Source organism: Aeromonas sp. A35_P (assembly GCF_002259925.1).
Taxonomy (GTDB): domain Bacteria; phylum Pseudomonadota; class Gammaproteobacteria; order Enterobacterales; family Aeromonadaceae; genus Aeromonas; species Aeromonas dhakensis.
In genome coordinates this window covers 1-19865 of the sequence record NZ_NEVB01000247.1, presented here as the reverse complement: position 1 = coordinate 19865, position 19865 = coordinate 1, and the positions used below count along the sequence as shown (strand labels likewise).

The window sequence follows — 19865 nt, the reverse complement described above, 5'->3', positions numbered from 1 at the left end:
AATCATGGGTAATCAGGTAGGGATTTGCTTTATCAAGTTCATCGGCACTCACAAGGAGTACGACAAAATAGACGTAACGAACATATGACGTAGAGCCGGGAGCCAATGAATAGGCTCCCTCCTCTCCTTTGTTGGAGTAAAACATTATGAATATTGAACCGATTAGAACTGCCGCCGCCTATACCACAGCGCTTGCGCGTATTGAGGCGCTGCTCAGCGCGGTTCCTGGTACGCCTGAATTTGATGAACTTGATGTGCTTTCTACCTTGGTGGAGGTCTATGAGGATAGATACCACCCGATAGATGCCCCTGATCCTGTAGAGGCCATCAAATTTCGTATGGAACAAATGGGACTGGTGAAACAAGATATGGTGCTCTATCTCGGCCAACCCAGCCGCGTGACCGAAGTTCTCAAGCGTCAACGTAAATTGTCGCTGAGCATGATCCGACGTCTGAATAAAGGCTTGGGGATCCCGGCTGATGTGCTGATCAAAGACTACCAGCTCATTGAGCAATAGAACGGGGCGCATCATGCGCCCCTTTTTCATTGTCCCAGATTGAGTTCCCGCTGCAGGGCCTGCCGCCCCTCTTGGCTAAGCGAGTTGATAAGACTCAACGCCAGTTGACTGGTTGTGCGGCCCGATGGGCTCAGTGGGTGGCTGTATGACACCTGCGACACCCAGCTGTGCCCGCATTCTGCATCCGTGCACTGGCAGTACAGATCGGCGGTATCACGGCTCAGGCGGTGCGTCTTGGTGATGCGCCCCAGCTCCCCACATTCCCGGCAAAATACCCGCATAAATCCCCCCTGATACCGTCGATAAAAAACCGCTCGATTATACCCTAAGCTGGATCTCTATACAGTAACACCGATCTCCAACGACCGATTGAAATCCACCTGCAGCCGGCGCGGCAGGTTGGCGCCATTGATCGCATCCTGGATAAGCTCGCACATCGGGAGCGTTTCGTTGCGGGCATAGGTCCGGTCGTACTGCTCCGGGTTGCCGAGACCCGCACCACCATTGGCCGGGATGATGCCGGCAAGCGCGGCCGGGAACCGGTGCGCCGTCAGCACATCCTGGGCGGTGATCGCCTTGATGGCCGCAAACTCGTCCTTGGTTGCAATGTCCCCCACCGGGATAAGCTTGATGCCATCGGGCTTGCCGCCTGGGATGTTGACGAACATCGAGCGAAAATTCCCGACCCCCTTGGAGCTCGCGATCATCTCCTTCATTTCCGCCTCCTGGTCATCGTCCATGTTCGGGTCGGTGGCGTAGAAGATGAACCCCATGTGCGCCCCATTGAGGAAGTATTTGCGCCTGAACATGGTGGCGTCCTGGTTGAGCAGGGCCGACTGCAGGCCCCCCAGGTAATCGGGCTGGCCATACACCTGCTGCACCGGGTCGTACTGGGCCAGCCAGATGATGTCGGCCGCCAGATAGCGTTTGTAACTACCGTCCCGCTGCAGCATTAGGAAATTGCCATCCTGGCAGCGGCGCACGTACAGACTCGATAACGGGTAGAGCCCCACCACCTGGCCAAACCCATTGCGTAGCTTGAGCAAGGCAGCGTCCCCGAACTGCAGCAGGTTATGCACAAAGGCGGTGATCACCTCCCGGGGCACCCCTTCGCTGCTGATAAAGCGGCCCGATACCATGTTGCGCCGCGCCATCAGGATGGCGCCATGGTGCGCATTGGCGCGGGCGACCTTGGCCAGCCCCTGCCGGTCGATGGGCGGCAGGTAATACTCGCCCCAGGGGCTGTAGAACACGTCCGTGTAATCGGTCATCCAGGCCGTGGGGTCGATGGGTTCGGCCATGGAAAAACTGACCGAGGGCCGGCTGCCGGTTGTACTGGGGGTGGGCCGCTCGGCCCGCTGCTGAAAGCGCTGTTTGCGGCTCATGTTTTCCTCGTTTGCTGATGGCCCAGGTGGATTTGCGGCGGCGCGATGTGTCGAGCGGTTCGTTGTCCACCGCGTGGGCGATGGCAAAGAACACGTCAGCGTGTCCGGTTTCACTGCTGCGTGAGGCCCGGAACGTCAGCTGGCCGCCGCCGGTGGTGCTGCGCTTGATACTCATGAAGGCCAGCGGGATCTCGATGTCTTCCTGATCCCACTCGATGCGGTCTGACTCGACCACATCCACCATCTTGAGTACCAGCCGGGCCTTGCTCTCCACGTTGTAGTTAATTGGGGTGATGGTTGACTTGAACACGGGCTGCAGCAGGTCATAGACCCCACTCCCCACGCCGGAGACATCAATCCCCAGATAGGTGACCCGGAATTTCTTGGCGATCTTCTCTATCTCGTCCGCTTGGTAGCGAAAGTTCATCCCGCGCCAGAAATGCTTCTCCAGCACCCGGAACTTTTCGCCCGGGAACAGCGGCGGGGCGACCACTACCAGGGTGGCGTTATCGCGGGTACGGCTAGGGTCATAGCCCAGCCACACCTCGCGCTTGCCGAACGGCTCGGGATGCCCCGGGGTGTAGTCGCTCCAGTTGCTGATACTGGTCTGGGCCCGCTCCATGTGCTGAAACTTGAACACCGAGGCTTCATCGTCCACAAAGGCGCACATGTAGAGGTGATCGAATACCTCGATGGCGGTCTCTTCCCGCAGCGCCTCAATGTCGATGAGGTTGAAGCCGGTCGACACCGCCTCTTCCAGGGTGAGGATGTAGCGCCATACCCGATCCGGGCAGACCCGGCCGCCGTCGCGCAGCTCTGCTTCGGTCGGAAACTCGATGGCCTGGCGGGCCGGATCCTTACCCTTCCAGTCATCCCCGGTCCACAGCTTGTAACCGCCGTGGGCCTTGCTGGACGGAGTGGAGAAAAAGGTCTTGCGCCAGTGGGATTGCGAGCCCATGCCGGTAGCCACATCGGTGACCGCCTTGAAGTTCTTGATCCAGAAGTATTCATCGGCGTAAAAGTTGCCGGTGTAGCCCTGGGCACTGTTGGCGCTGGTTGAGCAGAACACCAGCTGCGCGCCGTTGGAGAGCACAATGGGGTTGCCGCTGAGCTCCACGCCTAAGAACTTGCGGGCAATGTTGATGATGTAGGAGCGGAAGATCTCGGCCTGGGCACGGGTAGCCGACAAGAACACCTGATTACCACCGGTCAAGATGGCATCCTCCAGCGCTTCGCCGGCGAAATAGTAGGTCATGCCAATCTGGCGGGACTTGAGGATATTGCGGGTGCGCGGCATAGCCGGGTCGTTCTTGACCTCCCGCACGTACAGCTGGTGCGGGAACAGGGAGGCCAGCCACCCCTCGAAGTCTTCGGGGCCCAAGTCATTGACCCAGTTTTTGGTCTTCTTGCCGCCCTTCTTCGGCTTGCTCTCCCCGCGTTGGCGACGTCTTTCACCCTCGCCCACCTCGCCAGTCTCATCTGACGGGGTGGCCTGCCGGCGAGCCTTGAGAGCCTGCTCGCGCTCGGCCAGCTTGACGGCCTCCGCCTTGAGGGCGACGTGGTGGCTGATGAGCCGGTCCATTTCGGCTAGGTCGGCGTGGTTCTTCTTCGGCTTGGCGGCCAGCGCCTGGTAACGACGGGTGATCGCATCTTCCAGCGCCTCGTCGCTCAATAGCTCCGTCCAGCCGTACTTCTCGGCCCACAGGTACACCACCCGCACGCTGCCAAGGCCGAGTTCCTCCTTGATCTCCCGTGCACTCCAATGGCGCAGATAAAGCCGCTTGGCGGTTTGTCGTACCTCTTCTGTATAGGCCATGAGGCTCCCCAGTCATAAAGCTGGGGCTCATGATACTGAGCCGATCCCGCCCCTCCCGCCGCCTTCATTCGGATGAATTCGGATAACCCCCGCTATCCGAAATCGCCCGAACACCTCTGAGTGCTCCCCTGCGCTGACCCCGATAACCTGACGCCAATTCGACACCAGGAGGCCGCCGTGCCAACACCGACAGACTCATCACTGCGCACCGGCTGGGTGGCGATCGCCACTGAGGGCCAGTCCGTGGATGGCCGTGAGATCTCGGCCAAGTGGATCACCGACATGGCCGACACCTACGATCCCACTTTCTACTGCGCACAGCTCTGGCCTGACCATGAGAAATGGGGCGAGAACCTAGGCTACGTGCAGGCCCTCAAGGCTGACAAGGTGGACGGCAAACACACCCTGTTCGCCATCCTCTGCCCGACCCGCGACCTCATCTATCAGAACCAGCGCGGCCAATACAAATTCTGCTCCATCGAGCCACTGGATAACTTCACCGGTCAGGGCAAAACCTATCTGTTTGCGGTGGGCGTGACGGACATTCCCGCCAGCACCGGCACCACCATGCTCAAGTTTTCCGCCAAGCACCCGTCGCCGACCGTGGGGATCAGCCAGCCGCTGGACTTGTCCGGCTTCTCTTTCCCCGAGGACGAGCAGGGTGCCCCTGACCGCGTCTCGCTCCTGCACAAGGTGTTCAACTTCCTGGGCGGCCACGGTGCCCCCAACGGGTTCATACCCACCGATGCCCCGACCAGACCCCAACCCGAGGACAGTACCGACATGAACGAAGAACAGATGAACAAGCTGGCGGGGATGTTCACCGCGCTGGGCACCCAGATTGAAACCTTTGGCGCCAAGATCGACGCGCTGACGGCAGACAAGCAACCGGCTGTCACCGAACCCGCCCCGGTCGCCGTCACCACTGAGCAGTTTTCGGCCTTCGAGCAGACCCTCAAGGGCCTGGGCGAACAGCTGACCGGCCTCAACGCCAAGATCGAAAAGTTCTCGGTAGAAGCACCGAACCAGCGCCCCGATACCCTGGGCGGCAGCGACACCCACCCGACCGTTTGCTGAGGAGCCCCCTGTGAGTCAAACCAAAACCCCGCAGGCTGAGAAGTGCCTGAATCACTACAACGCGCTGCTGGCCAAAGCCTTCAACGTGCCCGAGAACGCGCTGGCCAAGCAGTTCTCGGTCAGCGCCCCCATGGAAACGGTGCTGCGCAGCGCCATCCTCGAATCCACTGAGTTCCTCAAACTCATCACCTGCCTAGACGTGGACCAGCTGACCGGTCAGGTGGTGCAGGTCGGCGCCAGTGCCCTGCACACCGGCCGCAAGGTTGAAGGGCGTTTTCGTCGCAAGATTGGGGTCGACGGCAACAAGTACAGCCTGACCGAGACCGATTCCTGCGTGCGCCTGGACTGGAGCACCCTGTGCACCTGGGCCAACGCCGGCCACGAAGGCCAGTTCGTGCAGCTGGTGTCCGACTTCACCAACCAGACCTTTGGCCTCGACATGCTGCGGGTGGGCTTTAACGGTACCCACATCGCCGATGACTCCGATCCGGTCAAATACCCGCTCGGTGAAGACGTCAACAAGGGCTGGCAGCAGCTGGCGCGTGAGTGGAACAAGGGGAGCCAGGTGGTGAAAGCCGCCGCCGGCGACAAGATCTATTTCGACCCGGACGGCCACGGCGACTTCAAGACCCTGGATGAAATGGCATCTGACCTCATCAACGCCACCATCAACCCGCTCTATCGTACCGATCCCCGTCTGGTAGTGCTGGTCGGTACCGACCTGGTGGCCGCGGCCCAAGCCAAGCTCTACAGCGAGGCCACCAAGCCTACCGAGCAGATCGCCGCCCAGCAGCTGGCCAAGTCCATTGCCGGCCGCCCGGCCTACATCCCGCCCTATTTCCCGGCGAACGGGATGTGGGTCACCACCCTGGCCAACTTGCACATCTACACCCAGCGCAACACCCGCAAGCGCAAGGCCGCCGACAACGACGACACCAAGGGCTTTGAAAATCAGTACTGGCGTCAGGAAGGCTATGCCATCGGCGAATATGAAGCCTTTGGCAGCTATGAAGAGGCCGACGTGGTGGTCGGGGCGCGCCCTGCTGCCCCGCCGGCTGGTGCTGACGCGCACAGCGAACCGGAGGCCTAACCATGGCCCTCTCACCTGGCATGCGTCACAAGCAGCAGGTCCTGGCCCAGTTGGGGGCGGCGCAAGCCGCCACCACCGGGCAAGCCACAGGACTTGTGGCCAACAGCTTGCACCTGCAGCTGATTGCTCTGGAGCAGGACATGGCCCGGCTCAAGGCGCTGGCCAGGATGAGCGACAAGGTGGCGATGAAGCGGGATGAGTTGTTTCCCAAATATCGCCCCTACGTGGACAAGTACCTGGAACTGGCGGCGCTCGGCACCGTGTACCAGAACGCGCTGTTTCAACGCCTGATCGTGTGGGCGTTTGATATCGGCGATCTGGAAACCGCCATCAGCTGGGCGCTGCTGGCCATCGAGCAGAACCAGCGCACCCCCGGCAACATCAAGCGCGACTGGGCCCATTTCACCGCCGACACCGTACTGGGCTGGGCCGAGGAGCAAGCGGCGCTGGGCCATGGCGTTGAGCCCTGGTTCTCCCGGGTGTTCGACAAGGTGCGGGGTGACTGGCGCCTCAACGAACAGGCCACCGCCAAATGGTACAAGCTGGCCGGTTGCCTGCTGCTGCGTGACAAGGACGGGGTACCTCGCCCCAGCGCGCTGGCAGACAACGCCACCCTGGAGCAGGCCGACCACTGGCTGGCCCTGGCCGAGAAGACCCACAGCAAGATCGGGGTCGGTACCTTGCGCCACAAGATCGCCATGCGCCTGCGCGCACTCAACCCAGAATAACGACTCCCACGCCACCGCGCCCCGGCGGGGATGAGCCTGCAGCTGACCGCTCGCACCGCGCTCAATCCCGTGGCCTCAGGGGCGCCCCAATTGATAGGGCAGCACATGATTTCAGGCAAAAGCATCCGCTACAGCGAGCAGAGCATCACCAATGACGGCTTTTGGCCTGACGTGGTGTGTGGCGACTTCGAGCGCCGGCGCGCGCTGCCCGCTGACATGGACAGCGACGCCATCAGTGCGGCCCTGCTGGCGGCCATCAGCGAGATCAATCTGCAGCTGACCCGCCACCAGGCCACCTTGCGAGCCCAGGGCTACACCGAGGCCGGTCAGGTGCCCGGCCCCCGCCTCGCCGGCGGCAACAACGCGCTGACAGAGACCTACCTGGCCGCCGTCTTTGCCCGGGCCAAAGCCATGCTAATCCCTGAGTTCGCCACGGTCACCGAGCGGGACGCTCGCAAAGACCTGGCCGAGCGCGCCCCCGACCTGCGTGAGCAGCTGCTGGCCGAAAGCCAGCAGCTGGTGCGCAGTATCAAGAACAAGCACCGGGTCGGGGTCTCGATGATATGAGCGAAACCGACGAGGCCCTGCATCCCCAGGGGTATTTCCTGGCAGCCCTGCACCGCGAGCTTGAGCGCGTGCTGCCGGCCCGCTGCGCCCGTTCCCTCGACAGCTGGATGGAGGGCGGCACCATCAGCCTGGAGCCCAAGGACATGGGGATCACCGGGATGGATCTGGCCTGGCTCAAATACACCGCCGTGTTCTCCCTGGAAAGCCTGCCGTTTCGGGAATGCCGCACCGAGACCCTGCTGGCGGTGATCGCCAGCTGGATACAGGAAAACGACCCTTTCCGCGAGCGCTTCGCCCTGCCCGATCCCACCTATGACGTGGTGCCCAATGACGAGCACAGCGCCGACCTGGATCTGGAGGTGAAGTTCGCCGAGCCCCTGCGCATCGTGGAAGACCCGGACGGTGCAATCCGCTGGCTGGATAAGACCTGGACCGTGGCCCCCTTTGAAGTGTGGGTGGCCGATGAAATCACCCTGTCGGTGGCGGGCAGCGCCCACCCCGTGCACCGCTAACCCCGAGACTTAAGGAGCCCGCGCCATGTGGCCTTATGTGCAGATCAACAACTTGAACCAGATGCAGGGGCCGGTCACCGAGGTCGAACGCCACCTGCTGTTCATCGGCAGCGCCGCCAGCAACACCGGCAAGCTGCTCTCCCTCAATGCCCAGTCAGACCTCGACCAGCTGCTTGGCAGCGCAGACAGCGAGCTCAAGGCCAACCTGCTGGCCGCCCGCGATAACGCCGGCCAGAACTGGACCGCCGGCGCCTATGTGCTGCCCACCGACCAATCCTGGCTTGATGCCGTGCGCAGCGCCCAGCAGACCCAATCGTTTGAAGGGGTCCTGGTACTGGGTCAGGAGTGGGACCAGGCGGGCATCAACGCCGCCCACGCACTCAACCAGGAGCTGATCGCCAAGTGGGGGCGCTGGCAGTTCATGCTGCTGGCCGTGCCCGGCATTGTTGCCAAGGCCGTCGGCAAGGAGGGCACCGCCCAAGCCTGGAGCGAGTACGAGACCGCGCTGGCCACCCTGCAAGAGGGCATCAAGGCCGACTCCATCAGCCTGGTACCGCAGCTTTGGCCGAACCTCGCCGGCGCCTATGCGGGGCGCCTGTGCAACCGGGCGGTGAGCATCGCCGACAGCCCCTGCCGGGTGAAAACCGGCGCCCTGGTCGGACTTGGCAACAAGCCGGTGGACAAAGACGGGATCCCGCTGCCGCTGGCCACCCTGCAGACCCTGGAGCAAAACCGGTTCTCGGTGCCGATGTGGTACCCGGACTATGACGGCACCTACTGGGCCGATGGCCGCACCCTAGATGCCGAGGGCGGCGACTACCAGGTGATCGAAAACCTGCGCATTGCCTACAAGGTGGCGCGCCGGATGCGTATCCGCGCCATTGCCCGCATCGGGGATCGCTCGTTCAACTCCACCCCGGGCAGCACCGCCATGGCCATCACCTACTTTGGCAAAGACCTGCGCACCATGGCCAAGGCCACCACCATCAACGGCCAGTTGTTCCCGGGCGACATCGCCTCCCCCCAGGATGGCGACATCAGCATCCAGTGGACCGCCAAGAACCTGGTCGCGGTGTTTGTGGTGGTGCGTACCGTGGACTGCCCCAAGGGTATCACCGCCAACATCATGCTCGATCTGAGCCTCAACAACGGGGAGGGTTAACCCGTGACCAAACGCTTTTCCGGTATCAACTTCGACACCACCCTGATGGGGGCCATGGTCCACGTCGAAAAGGCCAGCCTCTCCATCACCGACAACAGCGCGGTGGCGCAAACCCGGGGTATTCCCGATGGCTTTGTGGATGGGGATGTCTCGGCCGAGTGTGAATTCGAGCTCGACACCAAGAACCTCAAGCAGCTGATCGCCGCCGCCAAACGGGCCGGCAGTTGGCGCGGGATGGAGCCGGACGACGTGCTGTTCTACGCCAGCACCGGCAGCGAGGAGATCAAGGTGGAAGCCTTCGGCGTCAAGCTGAACGTGGCCGACCTGCTCGACATCGATCCCAAAGGCGGCAGCAAGACCGTGCACAAGGTGAAAGGCTTTGTCACCTCCCCCGATTTTATCCACCTCGATGGCGTGCCGTACCTCTCCAAGGACGACACCCGCCACCTGATGGATTAAGGGGCGCGCCTTGGACGAGATCGACCGCGCCAACCATCACGCCGCCCGCATGCTGGCGGCCCAGCTGGCCAATCAGGTGGGCAAAGGGCGTTACCAAGGGGAAAGCCTGCACCAGTGCGAAGAGTGCGACGACCCCATCCCGGAAGGACGCCGCCGCCATATCCCCGGGGTGCGCCTGTGCGTCCCCTGTCAGACCCGCCTTGAGCGGCTGGGTCGCTAATCAGAGCAACGGACATGAACCCTATGCCAAACAAAGACCCCACCTTCTGGACCGCTCTACTGGCCTGGTTGATGGACAACTGGCCCGCCGTCTATGGGGCACTGCTGGCGCTGGCCATCGCTTTCCTGCGCATCACCTACGCCGGTGGGCGGGGTCGCCGCCGGCTGATCGAATCCCTGCTGTGCGGCCTCATCACCCTGGCGGCCGCCACCGGTACCCACTTGCTCGGGATCCCCCAGGAGGCCACCCCGTTGCTGGGCGGCATGGTGGGACTGCTTGGGATCGACATCATCCGCGACCGGGCCGCACTGATGTTCAACAAGAAGGAAAACTGACATGGCACTGCGCTGGATTGAAGAGGCCCGCACGTTTTTGGGCCTGAAAGAGATTAAAGGGCCCAAGCATGCTCAAGCCATCCTGGACATGTGGAAGGCCATCAAGCGGGGCGGCATCAAAGACGATGAAACCCCCTGGTGCGCCGCCTTTGTCGGGGCTTGCCTGGAACGGGTCGGCATTCAGTCAACCCGCTTTGAGAGTGCCAAAAGCTACTTGGAATGGGGCGAAAAACTGGATCGCCCCGTGCCTGGCTGCGTGGTGGTGTTCACCCGCGATGGCGGTGGCCATGTGGGGTTCGTGGTGGGCAAGTCCCCCTCCGGCAACCTGTTGGTGCTCGGTGGTAACCAAGGGGATGAGGTGAATATCCGTGAATTCCCGCTGACCCGCGTCACCGGGTACCGCTGGCCGCTGCATGAACCGATGCCGACCGGCGAGCTGCCCATCGGTACCCCTGCCCAGTTGTCGATGGGGGAAGCATGAGCACCTTCAGCAAGGTCATGGGGATCGTGGGCCTGCTGCTGGTGCTGGCGCTCTATGTCACCCACCGCCGCAGCGTGGACATGCAGCGCACGCTGGGCGAGCAACAAACCACGATCACCCACCTGCAGACCGTCAACAGCCAGCAGGCCACCGAACTGCAGGCACAACAGCTGATGACGACGGGCCTGCGCCTGCTGCTGAGCGACCAGAACGCGGCCTTGGCCGAGCTCGACAACCAGAACAGGAAAACCGCCGATGAACTGCAAGAAGCCCTGGCCACACCGCCGGCGGGCCGCCCAGACTGCGCTCGCGAGCCTCTGCCTAGCGGTGCTTTGCGCCTGCTCCAGCCAGCCCACCACGGTGGTGCAAACCAAGGTGGCCAAGCGCCTGCCGCCGCCGGGGCTGGTGCCCCACTGCCCGGAGCCTGACTTTACGGGGACCACCTACGGCGAGGCCGTGCGGTTCATCCCCACCCTGCAGACGGCACTGCGCCGCTGCCAAACCCAGATCACAACCCTGAACCAGTGGATTGAACAAGAGGAAACCACCCCATGAGCAAGCAAACCATCACCCTGACTATCGCCGGCACTGATATCCGCTTTGTGCCCACCATGGTGGCCTACAACAGCTACATCAACGGCCTGTCGATGACCGACAAGGTGGCGCCGTCCCACCAGTACCTCAAGCGCATCGTCGACGCCGACAGCAAAGAGGCACTGGATGGCCTGCTGGCCCGCCCGGGCGCGGCTCTGCAGATCGCCGCCAAGGTCAACGAGCAGTACGCCCCGGATCTGGATATCGAAGTAAAAAACTGACCGCGCGCGCCGAGGCCATCGAGCACAACCAACTGGAGCAGGTGCTGGCGCTGCGTCGCCACTACCTGCCCCATGAAGATGACGAGCTCGACACCCTGGCTCGCGCCCTCTGGTTAGACAAATACCACGCCCAACGCCTCGCCCATGCCGTCGCCGAGGGCATCGCCACCGCCTTCAATGGATAAATCATGGCTTCTGTCACCGAACAACTGATCATGAGGATTGCCCTGATAGATGCCGTTACCCGGCCGCTTGCGGGCATCAACAGCCAGCTGAACCGGGTGAAAGAGACCGCGCAAAGCGGCTTTGCCAATATCGCCGGCGGTGGCGCCGCCATGCTGGCCGGCACCATGGCGATCCAGAACGCGCTGGGGCCAGCCCTGGAAATGGACGCAGCACTGGCCGAAGTGGCCTCGCTCGATGTCCATGAAAAGACCCTCAAGCAGCTCTCCGACACCGCCTTGATGTTCTCCGTCAAGTACGGCGAATCGGCCAGCGCGTTTGTCAGCGCCTCCTACGATATCCAATCCGCCATCGCCGGGCTGGAGGGCAATGAACTGCCTTCCTTTGCCCGCGCCTCCGGCGTGCTGGCCAAGGCCACCAAGGCCGACACCGCCACCATCACCAACTACATGGGCACCATGTATGGCATCTTCGAGCAGCAGGCCAAGAAAATGGGCAAGGCCAACTGGGTGGAGGATGTCGCCGGCAAGACTGCGCTCGCGGTGCAGATGTTCAAGACCACCGGCCAGGGCATGACTGATGCCTTCAAGGGCATTGGCGCCAACGCCACCGCCGCCGGGATCTCGATGGATGAGCAGTTCGCCGTGCTCGGCCACCTGCAGGCCACCATGGGCGGCGGCGAGGCCGGTACCAAGTTCAAGTCCTTCCTGGCCGGTGTCGGCAGTGCCCAGAAAGCGCTTGGCCTCAAGTTCACCGACTCGGCGGGCAACATGCTGCCGGTGCTCGATATCCTGGACAAGCTCAAGGCCCGCTATGGTGAAACCCTCACCGTGGCTGGCAGCGACGAGCTGAAAAAGGCGTTTGGCTCGGACGAAGCGGTTTCCATGATCAAGCTCTTGATGAGCAACACCCAGGGCCTGGCCACCAGTATCAACGCCCTGGCCAACACCCACGGCATGGGCAAGGCCGAGCAGATGGCCAAGGCCATGGTAGATCAGTGGAAACGGGTCAAATCGGCCTGGTTCGCGATCCGGGCTGCCGCCTTTGGGGCGGTGCTCCCCTCCATCAACAAGGTGGTGGGCGCCTTTGCCGATGGCGGCGCCGTGGTGCTGCGCTGGACCCGGATCTTTCCCAACTTCACCAAGGTGGTGGGGTACGCCGTGCTGGCCATCGCCGGCCTTGGCATCGTGACCGGCGCCTGGTTGATGCTGGCCGGCCTCGCCAAGCTGGCCACCCTGGCCTGGGCGCTGACCTTTGGTGGCCTCACCGCTCCCCTCACCCTGTTCAAGAAGGCCCTCGCGGGCCTGCGCCCGGTGATCATGGCCGTCAACATGGCCATGAGCCTCAATCCGGCGGTGATCATCATCGGGGCGATCCTGGCGCTGGTCGCCGCCGTGGTGCTGGCCATCATCTACTGGGACGAGCTGCGCGCCACCTTCGCAGTGCTGACCGACTTTGAACTGCTGAGCGCCTTCTTTGGTGGGCTGGCCGAGACCTTTGGCCCGCTCGCCTCACAGGCACTGGCCCCCCTGGTGGATTTCTTCACCCTCATCGTGGGGCTGCTCGGTCAGGGGATCGCCTGGCTCGGCAGCTTCTTTGAGCAAACCAACCAGGCCAGCGTCGGCATCGACAACGTGGCCGATGCCGGCCGCCGGATGGGCAATATCCTTGGCGCGGCCTTCGACAACCTGCTGACCCCGTGGCGGGCGCTGATCGCGCTCATCAAGACCGCGCTCGATGCCTCGAATCAGTTCCTGGGCACCCAGTTCGATACCGGCGCCTTGAACGTGGACGTGCTGCCAAAGTGGGCCGCCTCCCCCGTGGCAATGGCGCCCCCTGCCAGCGTGGTGAACAGCCCCTTGGCTGACTACCGCCAGCAGGAGCAGAGCAAGGTGCCAGCAGGTGGTCTGGGCCAACAACTGATCCAGGCCAACGCGTCGGCCAGTGCGGCCAACCAGAAGCCGACCCGCGCCCTGCATATCGGCGAGGTGCACATCACCCCCCAAACCATGCCGACACCGGACGAGCTGGAGAAAAACGCATGGGTGGAGCAGCGCGGATGAGGAGCACAGCGCCATGAACGAACCCAAGTACATCGATCTCCTGGTGGTGAACGGCGCCTGGCAACTCGATGCCGGCGGCCAGCCACGTTACACCCAGGACCGCCACAGCATCGGTCAGGACATCAAGCACCGCATCATGGAGTCGGGGCTGGCCCGCAAGCTCATCGGCGAGCGCAGCCCTACCCTGCGCGCGGATGTGATGACCGAGATTGAACTGCTGGTAGAAGACGACGAGCGGCTGGTACCAGGCACCATCGTGATCCGTGAAGAGGCCCCCGACCGGGTGCTGGTCACCGCTCGCACCTATGAATTCGGCAATCTGGAGGTAACCCTGTGAACCTGCGCCCGAACGTGGACTTTATGGCCCTGCTGGCCGAGGCCGGTGTGCCGACCACCGAGCAGGCCATGGAGGCTGAACTCAAAAAGGAGGTGGTGGCCGCTGGCTCCCTCATCACCAACGACAGCGATGTGAGCCCCTTCTGGCGGCTGGTGCGCGGGGTGGTCATCACCCCGGCGCTCTGGCTTATCCGCACGCTCTTGGCCGGCCATGTGCTGCCCAACACCTTTGCGGCCACCGCCACCGATGCCTATCTCGATCTCAAGGCGTGGGACGTGGACCTGACCCGTAAGGCTGCCCAGAAAACCCGGGGAGTGATCCACTTCGTCAAGGTGAACCCCGGCGAGGCGGTCACCATCCCGGCCGATATCTGGATCACCACCGAGCGCATCAACGGCACCATCTACCGGGTGAGGCCCCTGCAGGCGGTGGTCAGCCCCGCCGGCGAGGCGGTGGCCAAGGTGGTCTGCGAGGCCGAGTTTGCCGGCAGCGCCTGGAATCTGGCCCCGGGGTATTACAACCTGCTGAGCGAACCGGTCACCGGCATCCTCTCGGCCCGCAACGATGATAAGGAGTGGATCACCACCCAGGGCGCCGATGCCGAGGGCAACGACGCGCTCGGCCTGCGCATCCAGAACCAGTTTTCGGCGGTGGGGCGCTACCATATCGACGCGATTTACCGCTCCATGCTGGCCAGCGTGGCGGGGATCCGGGCCGATCACATCTTCTTTGAGCATGAGGGGCCTCGCGGCCCGGGGACCGCCAACGCTTACATCCTGCTGGAAGTGGGCGCCACCCCGGCCAGCCTCATCAACCAGCTTAATGACTACGTGGGCCGCTAGGGCAACCATGGCCACGGCGATGACCTGTTCGTGATGGCCATGCCCGAGACCCAGCACAGCCTGACGCTGACGATCTGGCCTCAACCCAACCTCACCGACGAGCAGAAAACCGCGCTCAAGGCGGGCGCCGAAAGTCTGGTCAAGGCGGCGTTTCGCCAGTCGGCGGATTTCCCAAGCGTCACCCGCACCTGGCCGCGCTCGCGCTTCTCGCTCTCCCAGCTGGCCCGCGAGCTGCACAGCCAGTTCCCGCAACTGCAGAGCCTCAAGTTTGCACAAGATGACATCGTGTCGGGGCTGGCCATCCCGCGCCTGAGCACTCTGGAGGTGACCCTGCATGACTGACCCGACCCCGCTTGAACACGACCTGCAGGCGCCGGTACTACCCGATGCCAGCGCCCCCTGGTGGGAAGACGGCTACACCATCAGCCCAGCCCACGCCGAGCCCGGGTTTCTGGCCAAGGGGATCAATGCCTTCTGGCAACGGGTCAAAGGTTGGCTGTTGCTGCCGCTGGCACAGCAAGACCCGCTGACCTGCTCAGAATCCCTGCTGGCGCTGCTCGCCTGGGAGCGGGACATCAGCCGCTTCAACGGCGAGCCGCTGCCGCTCTTTCGCAAGCGGGTCAAGTTCGCCTTTGTGAACGCCCGAGACGCCGGCGAGGTGGCCGGCTTTAAGCGCATTTTCGAGCGCCTTGGCATTGGCTGGTGTGACATTCACGAACGCCAAGCTGGCGCGCCCTGGGACGTCATCACCATCGAGGTGACCGACGGCGCCATCGCAGCCAACCAGAAACTGATGGAAACCCTCATTCAACACTATGGCCGCACCTGCCGCCGCTACCGCTTCCAGGTGGTTTACCCGGTCACCGGCACCCTGCGGTTCGGTCGCATCGACATGAGCCAGCAGGTGTTTAGCGCGACACTCAAGAGGAACGCATGAGCCAGATCATTACCAACGCTTTCTCCCGCTACTGGCAGGAGTGCCTGACCAACCAGACGCCGGTGGTGCTCGATGAGTTCGTGCTGGCCAAGGTGCCAGGCCTCGACCCCGAGGCACCCATCAACCCGGACAGCGGCCTGCCGCCGGCGAACCAGATTGTGCACCGCCACGCGGTGGACCAGCGCGGGCGCATCAACAACGACGCGGTGGCTTACACCATCGTGATGGACACCACGGTCGGCGATTTCAGCTTCAACGCCATGTATCTCATCAACAAGGCCACCGGCGTGGTGGGGATGATTGTGCACAAGGGGCTGGAGACCAAGCTCAAGACCAATGAGGCCACCGGCCAGACTGGCAACAGCCTGGTGAAATCCATGCTGATGGAGTACGACCGGGCCTCGGAAGCCACCGCCACCCACGTGGACGCCAGCACCTGGCAGATTGACTATGCGGCCCGCCTGCGCGGGATGGACGACGACCTGCGCCTGCAAGCGCTGCAGTTCTTCGGGCCGGCCACCTTCTACGGCAACGGCTTTAATCTGGTCAACGAATCCGGGGTCTACAAGGTGCAGCCCGGGGTGGCCTACGTAGGCGGCCTGCGGGCAGAGCTGAACGAGGTCAAGAAGGTGACCCCGGGCGCCAAGCCGGTGGGGCTCTGGCTCGACATCTACCGGGCGGGCTCCTTGCTCGATGCCTGGGTGAACCACTTCACCCTTAGCTTAAGCGTGCCCGACCTGGTGGATTACCTGGACGCCAACGGCCATCAGCACCATGTGGCCAAGGTGGCCATCGTCAATGCCAATGGCAGCGTCACCGACGTGCGCCGCAAGCGCACCATCGAGCTGACCGGGGATGTCACCGGCAAAGGCATCCTGGAAGACGCCCAGGGCGTCACCATCGCGGTGGAGGTCAAAAACAACAGCCACAGCCACCTGATTGATAACGTGGAGGGGCTACCGCAAGCACTGGCCGCCCCCAATGCGGTGGCCACCCTGGCCACCAAGCTGCAGGACGGGGCCGATCCCCTGCTGCCCAGCGGACAACTGCATGCCCTCGCCTGGCTGGTCACTGGTAACAGCGCCGAGGACTTGGCCCAGCAGCTGGCCATCCTCTGCGCCCTGCTACCGTTGCCGGAGTGGTGCGCCACCCTGCGCCGCCTCACCGCCAACAATGACACCATGAGCCAGCCCACGGCGGCCAAGGTGCCACGCTGGCGCGCCAATGAGCCGCTGAGCTGGGTACCGCTGCGCCCCGCCCGCCTAGCGCTGGGGGCAACGCTTACCCAGCTGGAAAGCCTGGCCAGGGACAGCCAGACCCCGATTGCCAGGCTGCAGGGGCTAGCGGCACGCCGCACCGCCCGCCTGGCACAACTCGCCGAGGCGCTGACCAAACTGGAGGCACTGTCCGGCACGCTTTGGCACTGGCAAGGCCAGGGGGATGCGGCCAGCCTCGCCACCCAGCTCGGCCAAAGTGCGCCCCCCGACCACAGCCAGAGCATGACGGTCGCGGCCCTGCTGCTCTCCCCCTCCCCGCTCACCTTCTGGCAGGAGTTAACCCCATGAGCCAAGCCATGCTGACCCTGGATGGCGAGCCCATCATCATGAAGTCGATGCGGGTTTCCGCATCGATGCAGTTTCAGGACAAGGACCAAAGCGGCCAGACCAGCTCGACCAGCAGCGCCGAACAGGGCGCCAAGGGCAAAGAGCTCGATGTCTCCGGCCTCATCCCGTTCAAGGAAGATCGCATGCTGAGCCGGCTGTTTGAGCTGGCCGATGCCAAGGGGAACGGCGGCAAGCGCCACGTCTACCGGATCGGGTCGCTGCTCGCCAAGTCGGTGAAGGTGCGCCAGGCCAAGTTTGCCGGGCGCATCACCGCCAGCGAACAGGAGGGACTGCTGGCCTGGCATGTGCAGTTCACCTTGAAGGAATTCAACTCGGTACCGGAGAAGCGCGAAGCCCGTCTACCAGGTAACCCCGCCAACCTTGGCAAAGGCTCCACCGGTACCACGGCGGCCAATGGCGGAAATGGTCAATCAGGGGATGAGAAGCTTTCCACGGGAGAGGCTTTCTTTAAGAAACTCGACGACAAACTGGGAGATGTCCTGGCATGAAGCTGAGCACCCGTCTGACCATCAATGACCAACCGGCTCACCTGGTCGAGCACGACATCATGCTGGACCTCAACGCCGGCGGCCGGGCAGCCCTGACCGCTCAGGCCAAGGCGCAAAAAGGCCAACCGATCACCATCGATGTCGGTTACAACAACGAACTGCGCCGCTGGTTCACCGGTTACGTATACGACGTGCAACCCGCCGCCTCGGGGGCCGTGCAACTGCTCTGCCGAGAACTGGCGGGCGTGCTGGCCGGTCGCCTCCCTGTCAGCATGCAGCATGCCACCCTGCGCAACCTGCTGGCCTGGCTCAGCACCGAGACCGGTCTGGTGTTCATGCTGCCAGCCGCGGCTGACTATGCAGACCGGCCGATCCCCAACTTCACCAGCGCCGGCACCGGTTACCAATTGTTGGAGCACGCCGGCCGCGCCTTCGAGGTACCCGACTTTGTCTGGTACCAGCAACCCGATGGCGACATTTTCGTGGGCAGCCACGCCGATTGCCGCTGGCATGGTCGGGAGGTCGAGATTGACTCGGCCTGGACCGCCCGCCAGGCAGGCAACCTCATCACCCTGTCACCGGTACCGGCCATGCGCCCCGGGGCGACCGTCAACGGCAAGCGGGTCACCCGGGTGCGGCTCAAAGGGGATGAAATGACCCTGACCACCGTCACCCCGGGCAAGGCCAGCAAGTCGCTGGAGCGGCGCAAGATAGAGGGGGAGTTCCCGGAGCTCGCCGACAAGATGCACCTGCCTAAGTTCGGGCGGGTCGAGGCCATCAGCGACCAGGCCTGCGCCGGCCAGCTCAATGACCCATTCCGCCCACGCTATGCGGTGGACGTGCAGCTGCTGGGCGAGGACGGCCAACCGGACAAGGCCGCCCCGCTGTATCGGGCGGTACCGCTGCCGGTGCAGTTCGGCGGGCAGGAACAGGGCCTGCTGCAGTTCCCCCTCGAGGGGACGCTGGTTGAACTGGGGTTTGCCTTCGGGCGGGCAGACCGGCCCTTTATCCGCACCGTGCTCGGCAGCGGCTTGCCCCTGCCGGACATCGCCCCGGGAGAGCAGTTGCAGCAGCAACGGGTCGAGGTATTCAGCCGCACCGACACCGTGGGCAACCTCTCCCGCCACACCGACCGGCGCCTGCATGACCGCGCCCTGCAGATGCACCACCAGAGTGACGATTACCTGGGGGAACATGGCCAGCATCGGCTACAGGTGGCCCAGCACAGCATCGAGGAGGTGGGTGGGTTCAAGCTCATCGAGGCGCTGGGCGCCATCGAGCTGCTGGCCGGGGATGACATCACCCTGGGAAGCCTGGGCAACATGAGCCAGACCACGGCGGGGGATCTGGTCGAGGTGGTGGGCCAACTGCGCCGGGCAGTTGCCGGCGAGCTGCAACACCTGGAGGCGCCCCGTTCGTGGATGGGAACCGAGGGCGTGAACATCTTCCGGCTGCTGCTGCAGTTGATGAACGTGGTAGAGCAGCTGGCCGCCGCCACAGCCAGTCACACCCACGGCAACGGGCCTGCCCCCGGTAACAGCGCAGCCATGACCCAACAGGGCCAACAAGCCAAGCTGCTGGCTGGCCAGCTCTCCCCCATTATCGAATAGGGATGCACACATGATCTCACTGACCCTTAATCAGGGCGCCATGCACCACCTGCTGGCGCGCCTGGACGCCGCCTCTCTGCCACCCGCGAAACGCCGGCGCATCACCCAGCAGATAGGCCGCGAGGTGGCCAAGGTGAACCGCCAGCGTATTAGAGCCGGCAAGGCCCCTGATGGCACAAAGTGGGCGCCGACCAAGAGCAAGCACAAGCACAAGCGGCTCACTGGCCTCTCTAAGCGCCTGCGCTCTCGCGGTACCGAGGACGCGGCCATCATCGACTTCGACTCCCGCTTTGCGGGGATGATCGCCAACCAGAACCACCAGGGGATGTCACAGCCATTCACGGCAGCGCCGCCCCAGCCAGCACAACCGAGGAAGTCAGAACGAGGCAATAAGAAGGAACCGTTCAAGCCAACGGATAGCCCTTGCACCCGTAGCCAGGCGCAGCGCCTGCGTGCGCTGGGGTACAAGGTGCTGTCAGACCGGGGCGCTCGTCGTCGCTACCGCAAACCCTCCATCAAATGGATACGGGAACATGTCAGTGTGGCCCGGGCTGCCATCCTGATCAGGACCACCACCGGAGAGACCCGGAAGAACCGCTGGACGGTTGAGACCCC

Annotated in this window: 24 protein-coding genes and 2 pseudogenes; 23 read left to right on the top strand and 3 right to left on the bottom strand. The window is 63.4% G+C overall.

From position 1 onward, the window contains the following. The first annotated feature begins 146 nt into the window (after positions 1–146). Positions 147–518 carry a helix-turn-helix domain-containing protein gene (locus tag CAK78_RS20545; protein WP_094698522.1) on the top strand — a complete coding sequence of 124 codons (372 nt, stop codon included), beginning with the start codon at positions 147–149 and terminating at the stop codon, positions 516–518. A 26-nt stretch (positions 519–544) separates the two neighbouring features. On the opposite strand, the gene CAK78_RS20540 is transcribed toward CAK78_RS20545, so the two are convergent. The 3 genes and pseudogenes from CAK78_RS20540 to CAK78_RS20530 form a co-directional block, all read right to left on the bottom strand. Continuing rightward, positions 545–799 carry an ogr/Delta-like zinc finger family protein gene (locus tag CAK78_RS20540; RefSeq protein ID WP_080741289.1) on the bottom strand — a complete coding sequence of 85 codons (255 nt, stop codon included), beginning with the start codon at positions 797–799 and terminating at the stop codon, positions 545–547. Positions 800–856: 57 nt separating this feature from the next. Continuing rightward, on the bottom strand, positions 857–1903 hold the full coding sequence (locus tag CAK78_RS20535) for a phage portal protein (protein ID WP_254924843.1): 1047 nt from the start codon (positions 1901–1903) through the stop codon (positions 857–859). 1 nt (position 1904) lies between these two features. Next, a pseudogene (locus CAK78_RS20530) lies at positions 1905–3719 on the bottom strand (terminase large subunit domain-containing protein); the annotation flags it as partial. A 177-nt stretch (positions 3720–3896) separates the two neighbouring features. Here CAK78_RS20530 and CAK78_RS20525 point away from each other — a divergent pair. The 22 genes and pseudogenes from CAK78_RS20525 to CAK78_RS20430 form a co-directional block, all read left to right on the top strand. After that, positions 3897–4796 carry a GPO family capsid scaffolding protein gene (locus CAK78_RS20525; protein ID WP_094698519.1) on the top strand — a complete coding sequence of 300 codons (900 nt, stop codon included), beginning with the start codon at positions 3897–3899 and terminating at the stop codon, positions 4794–4796. A 10-nt stretch (positions 4797–4806) separates the two neighbouring features. Then, complete coding sequence (locus CAK78_RS20520) at positions 4807–5886, top strand: phage major capsid protein, P2 family (protein ID WP_094698518.1); 1080 nt, start codon at positions 4807–4809, stop codon at positions 5884–5886. A 2-nt stretch (positions 5887–5888) separates the two neighbouring features. Continuing rightward, entirely contained in the window at positions 5889–6614 is a 726-nt protein-coding gene (gene gpM / locus CAK78_RS20515) for a phage terminase small subunit (RefSeq protein WP_042066260.1), read from the top strand. A 105-nt stretch (positions 6615–6719) separates the two neighbouring features. Then, positions 6720–7181, top strand: coding sequence for a head completion/stabilization protein (locus CAK78_RS20510; protein ID WP_094698523.1), 462 nt, complete (start codon positions 6720–6722; stop codon positions 7179–7181). Continuing rightward, a complete protein-coding gene (locus tag CAK78_RS20505; RefSeq protein WP_094698517.1) occupies positions 7178–7693 on the top strand; it encodes a phage tail protein in 516 nt (171 codons plus the stop codon). The genes CAK78_RS20510 and CAK78_RS20505 overlap by 4 nt, the downstream gene beginning before the upstream one ends. 25 nt (positions 7694–7718) lie before the next feature. Continuing rightward, entirely contained in the window at positions 7719–8855 is a 1137-nt protein-coding gene (locus CAK78_RS20500; protein ID WP_094698516.1) for a DUF2586 domain-containing protein, read from the top strand. A 3-nt stretch (positions 8856–8858) separates the two neighbouring features. After that, positions 8859–9314, top strand: a complete 456-nt coding sequence (locus CAK78_RS20495; protein WP_042870714.1) for a phage protein — start codon at positions 8859–8861, stop codon at positions 9312–9314. A gap of 10 nt (positions 9315–9324) precedes the next feature. Further along, positions 9325–9534 (top strand): TraR/DksA family transcriptional regulator, encoded by a 210-nt coding sequence (locus CAK78_RS20490; protein WP_094698515.1) that lies wholly within the window; start codon positions 9325–9327, stop codon positions 9532–9534. A 23-nt stretch (positions 9535–9557) separates the two neighbouring features. Beyond that, on the top strand, positions 9558–9869 hold the full coding sequence (locus tag CAK78_RS20485; RefSeq protein ID WP_042064913.1) for a phage holin, lambda family: 312 nt from the start codon (positions 9558–9560) through the stop codon (positions 9867–9869). Position 9870: 1 nt separating this feature from the next. Next, entirely contained in the window at positions 9871–10350 is a 480-nt protein-coding gene (locus tag CAK78_RS20480; RefSeq protein ID WP_094698514.1) for a TIGR02594 family protein, read from the top strand. Then, positions 10347–10778, top strand: coding sequence for a hypothetical protein (locus CAK78_RS23270; protein WP_094698513.1), 432 nt, complete (start codon positions 10347–10349; stop codon positions 10776–10778). The genes CAK78_RS20480 and CAK78_RS23270 overlap by 4 nt, the downstream gene beginning before the upstream one ends. Next, positions 10678–10905, top strand: coding sequence for an Rz1-like lysis system protein LysC (gene lysC / locus CAK78_RS23000; protein ID WP_254924842.1), 228 nt, complete (start codon positions 10678–10680; stop codon positions 10903–10905). Before CAK78_RS23270 ends, lysC begins: the two co-directional genes overlap by 101 nt. Next, on the top strand, positions 10902–11165 hold the full coding sequence (locus tag CAK78_RS20470; RefSeq protein WP_017412260.1) for a putative phage tail assembly chaperone: 264 nt from the start codon (positions 10902–10904) through the stop codon (positions 11163–11165). The genes lysC and CAK78_RS20470 overlap by 4 nt, the downstream gene beginning before the upstream one ends. Before the next feature lie 41 nt (positions 11166–11206). Beyond that, positions 11207–11350 (top strand): DUF6890 family protein, encoded by a 144-nt coding sequence (locus CAK78_RS22930; protein WP_167335816.1) that lies wholly within the window; start codon positions 11207–11209, stop codon positions 11348–11350. A gap of 3 nt (positions 11351–11353) precedes the next feature. Further along, positions 11354–13411, top strand: coding sequence for a phage tail tape measure protein (locus CAK78_RS20465; RefSeq protein ID WP_094698512.1), 2058 nt, complete (start codon positions 11354–11356; stop codon positions 13409–13411). A gap of 13 nt (positions 13412–13424) precedes the next feature. Then, on the top strand, positions 13425–13748 hold the full coding sequence (locus CAK78_RS20460; protein ID WP_042870702.1) for a DUF2590 family protein: 324 nt from the start codon (positions 13425–13427) through the stop codon (positions 13746–13748). Next, positions 13745–14932 (top strand): annotated as a pseudogene (locus tag CAK78_RS20455) (baseplate J/gp47 family protein). Before CAK78_RS20460 ends, CAK78_RS20455 begins: the two are co-directional and overlap by 4 nt. Further along, entirely contained in the window at positions 14925–15527 is a 603-nt protein-coding gene (locus tag CAK78_RS20450) for a phage tail protein (RefSeq protein ID WP_094698511.1), read from the top strand. Before CAK78_RS20455 ends, CAK78_RS20450 begins: the two are co-directional and overlap by 8 nt. Further along, a complete protein-coding gene (locus CAK78_RS23265; protein ID WP_094698510.1) occupies positions 15524–17092 on the top strand; it encodes a phage tail-collar fiber domain-containing protein in 1569 nt (522 codons plus the stop codon). The genes CAK78_RS20450 and CAK78_RS23265 overlap by 4 nt, the downstream gene beginning before the upstream one ends. Then, positions 17089–17640: a baseplate complex protein gene (locus CAK78_RS20440; RefSeq protein WP_094698509.1), complete on the top strand. Its 552-nt coding sequence runs from the start codon at positions 17089–17091 to the stop codon at positions 17638–17640. Before CAK78_RS23265 ends, CAK78_RS20440 begins: the two co-directional genes overlap by 4 nt. After that, positions 17637–19250: a hypothetical protein gene (locus tag CAK78_RS20435; RefSeq protein ID WP_094698508.1), complete on the top strand. Its 1614-nt coding sequence runs from the start codon at positions 17637–17639 to the stop codon at positions 19248–19250. The genes CAK78_RS20440 and CAK78_RS20435 overlap by 4 nt, the downstream gene beginning before the upstream one ends. A 10-nt stretch (positions 19251–19260) precedes the next feature. Beyond that, positions 19261–19865, top strand: a 605-nt coding sequence (locus CAK78_RS20430; RefSeq protein ID WP_094698507.1) for a phage virion morphogenesis protein, incomplete at its 3' end; no start/stop codon positions are given.

What these genes read in the sequence shown, in the direction of transcription:
- CAK78_RS23265 (WP_094698510.1), top strand. Translation starts at nt 15,524, where the DNA reads ATGAGCCAGATCATTACCAACGCTTTCTCCCGCTACTGGCAGGAGTGC.
- CAK78_RS20450 (WP_094698511.1), top strand. Translation starts at nt 14,925, where the DNA reads ATGACTGACCCGACCCCGCTTGAACACGACCTGCAGGCGCCGGTACTA.
- CAK78_RS20535 (WP_254924843.1), bottom strand. Translation starts at nt 1,903, where the DNA reads ATGAGCCGCAAACAGCGCTTTCAGCAGCGGGCCGAGCGGCCCACCCCC.
- CAK78_RS20480 (WP_094698514.1), top strand. Translation starts at nt 9,871, where the DNA reads ATGGCACTGCGCTGGATTGAAGAGGCCCGCACGTTTTTGGGCCTGAAA.
- CAK78_RS20440 (WP_094698509.1), top strand. Translation starts at nt 17,089, where the DNA reads ATGAGCCAAGCCATGCTGACCCTGGATGGCGAGCCCATCATCATGAAG.
- CAK78_RS23270 (WP_094698513.1), top strand. Translation starts at nt 10,347, where the DNA reads ATGAGCACCTTCAGCAAGGTCATGGGGATCGTGGGCCTGCTGCTGGTG.
- CAK78_RS20465 (WP_094698512.1), top strand. Translation starts at nt 11,354, where the DNA reads ATGGCTTCTGTCACCGAACAACTGATCATGAGGATTGCCCTGATAGAT.
- gpM (WP_042066260.1), top strand. Translation starts at nt 5,889, where the DNA reads ATGGCCCTCTCACCTGGCATGCGTCACAAGCAGCAGGTCCTGGCCCAG.
- CAK78_RS20540 (WP_080741289.1), bottom strand. Translation starts at nt 799, where the DNA reads ATGCGGGTATTTTGCCGGGAATGTGGGGAGCTGGGGCGCATCACCAAG.
- CAK78_RS20460 (WP_042870702.1), top strand. Translation starts at nt 13,425, where the DNA reads ATGAACGAACCCAAGTACATCGATCTCCTGGTGGTGAACGGCGCCTGG.
- CAK78_RS20470 (WP_017412260.1), top strand. Translation starts at nt 10,902, where the DNA reads ATGAGCAAGCAAACCATCACCCTGACTATCGCCGGCACTGATATCCGC.
- CAK78_RS20435 (WP_094698508.1), top strand. Translation starts at nt 17,637, where the DNA reads ATGAAGCTGAGCACCCGTCTGACCATCAATGACCAACCGGCTCACCTG.
- CAK78_RS20510 (WP_094698523.1), top strand. Translation starts at nt 6,720, where the DNA reads ATGATTTCAGGCAAAAGCATCCGCTACAGCGAGCAGAGCATCACCAAT.
- CAK78_RS20505 (WP_094698517.1), top strand. Translation starts at nt 7,178, where the DNA reads ATGAGCGAAACCGACGAGGCCCTGCATCCCCAGGGGTATTTCCTGGCA.
- CAK78_RS20485 (WP_042064913.1), top strand. Translation starts at nt 9,558, where the DNA reads ATGCCAAACAAAGACCCCACCTTCTGGACCGCTCTACTGGCCTGGTTG.
- CAK78_RS20500 (WP_094698516.1), top strand. Translation starts at nt 7,719, where the DNA reads ATGTGGCCTTATGTGCAGATCAACAACTTGAACCAGATGCAGGGGCCG.
- CAK78_RS20545 (WP_094698522.1), top strand. Translation starts at nt 147, where the DNA reads ATGAATATTGAACCGATTAGAACTGCCGCCGCCTATACCACAGCGCTT.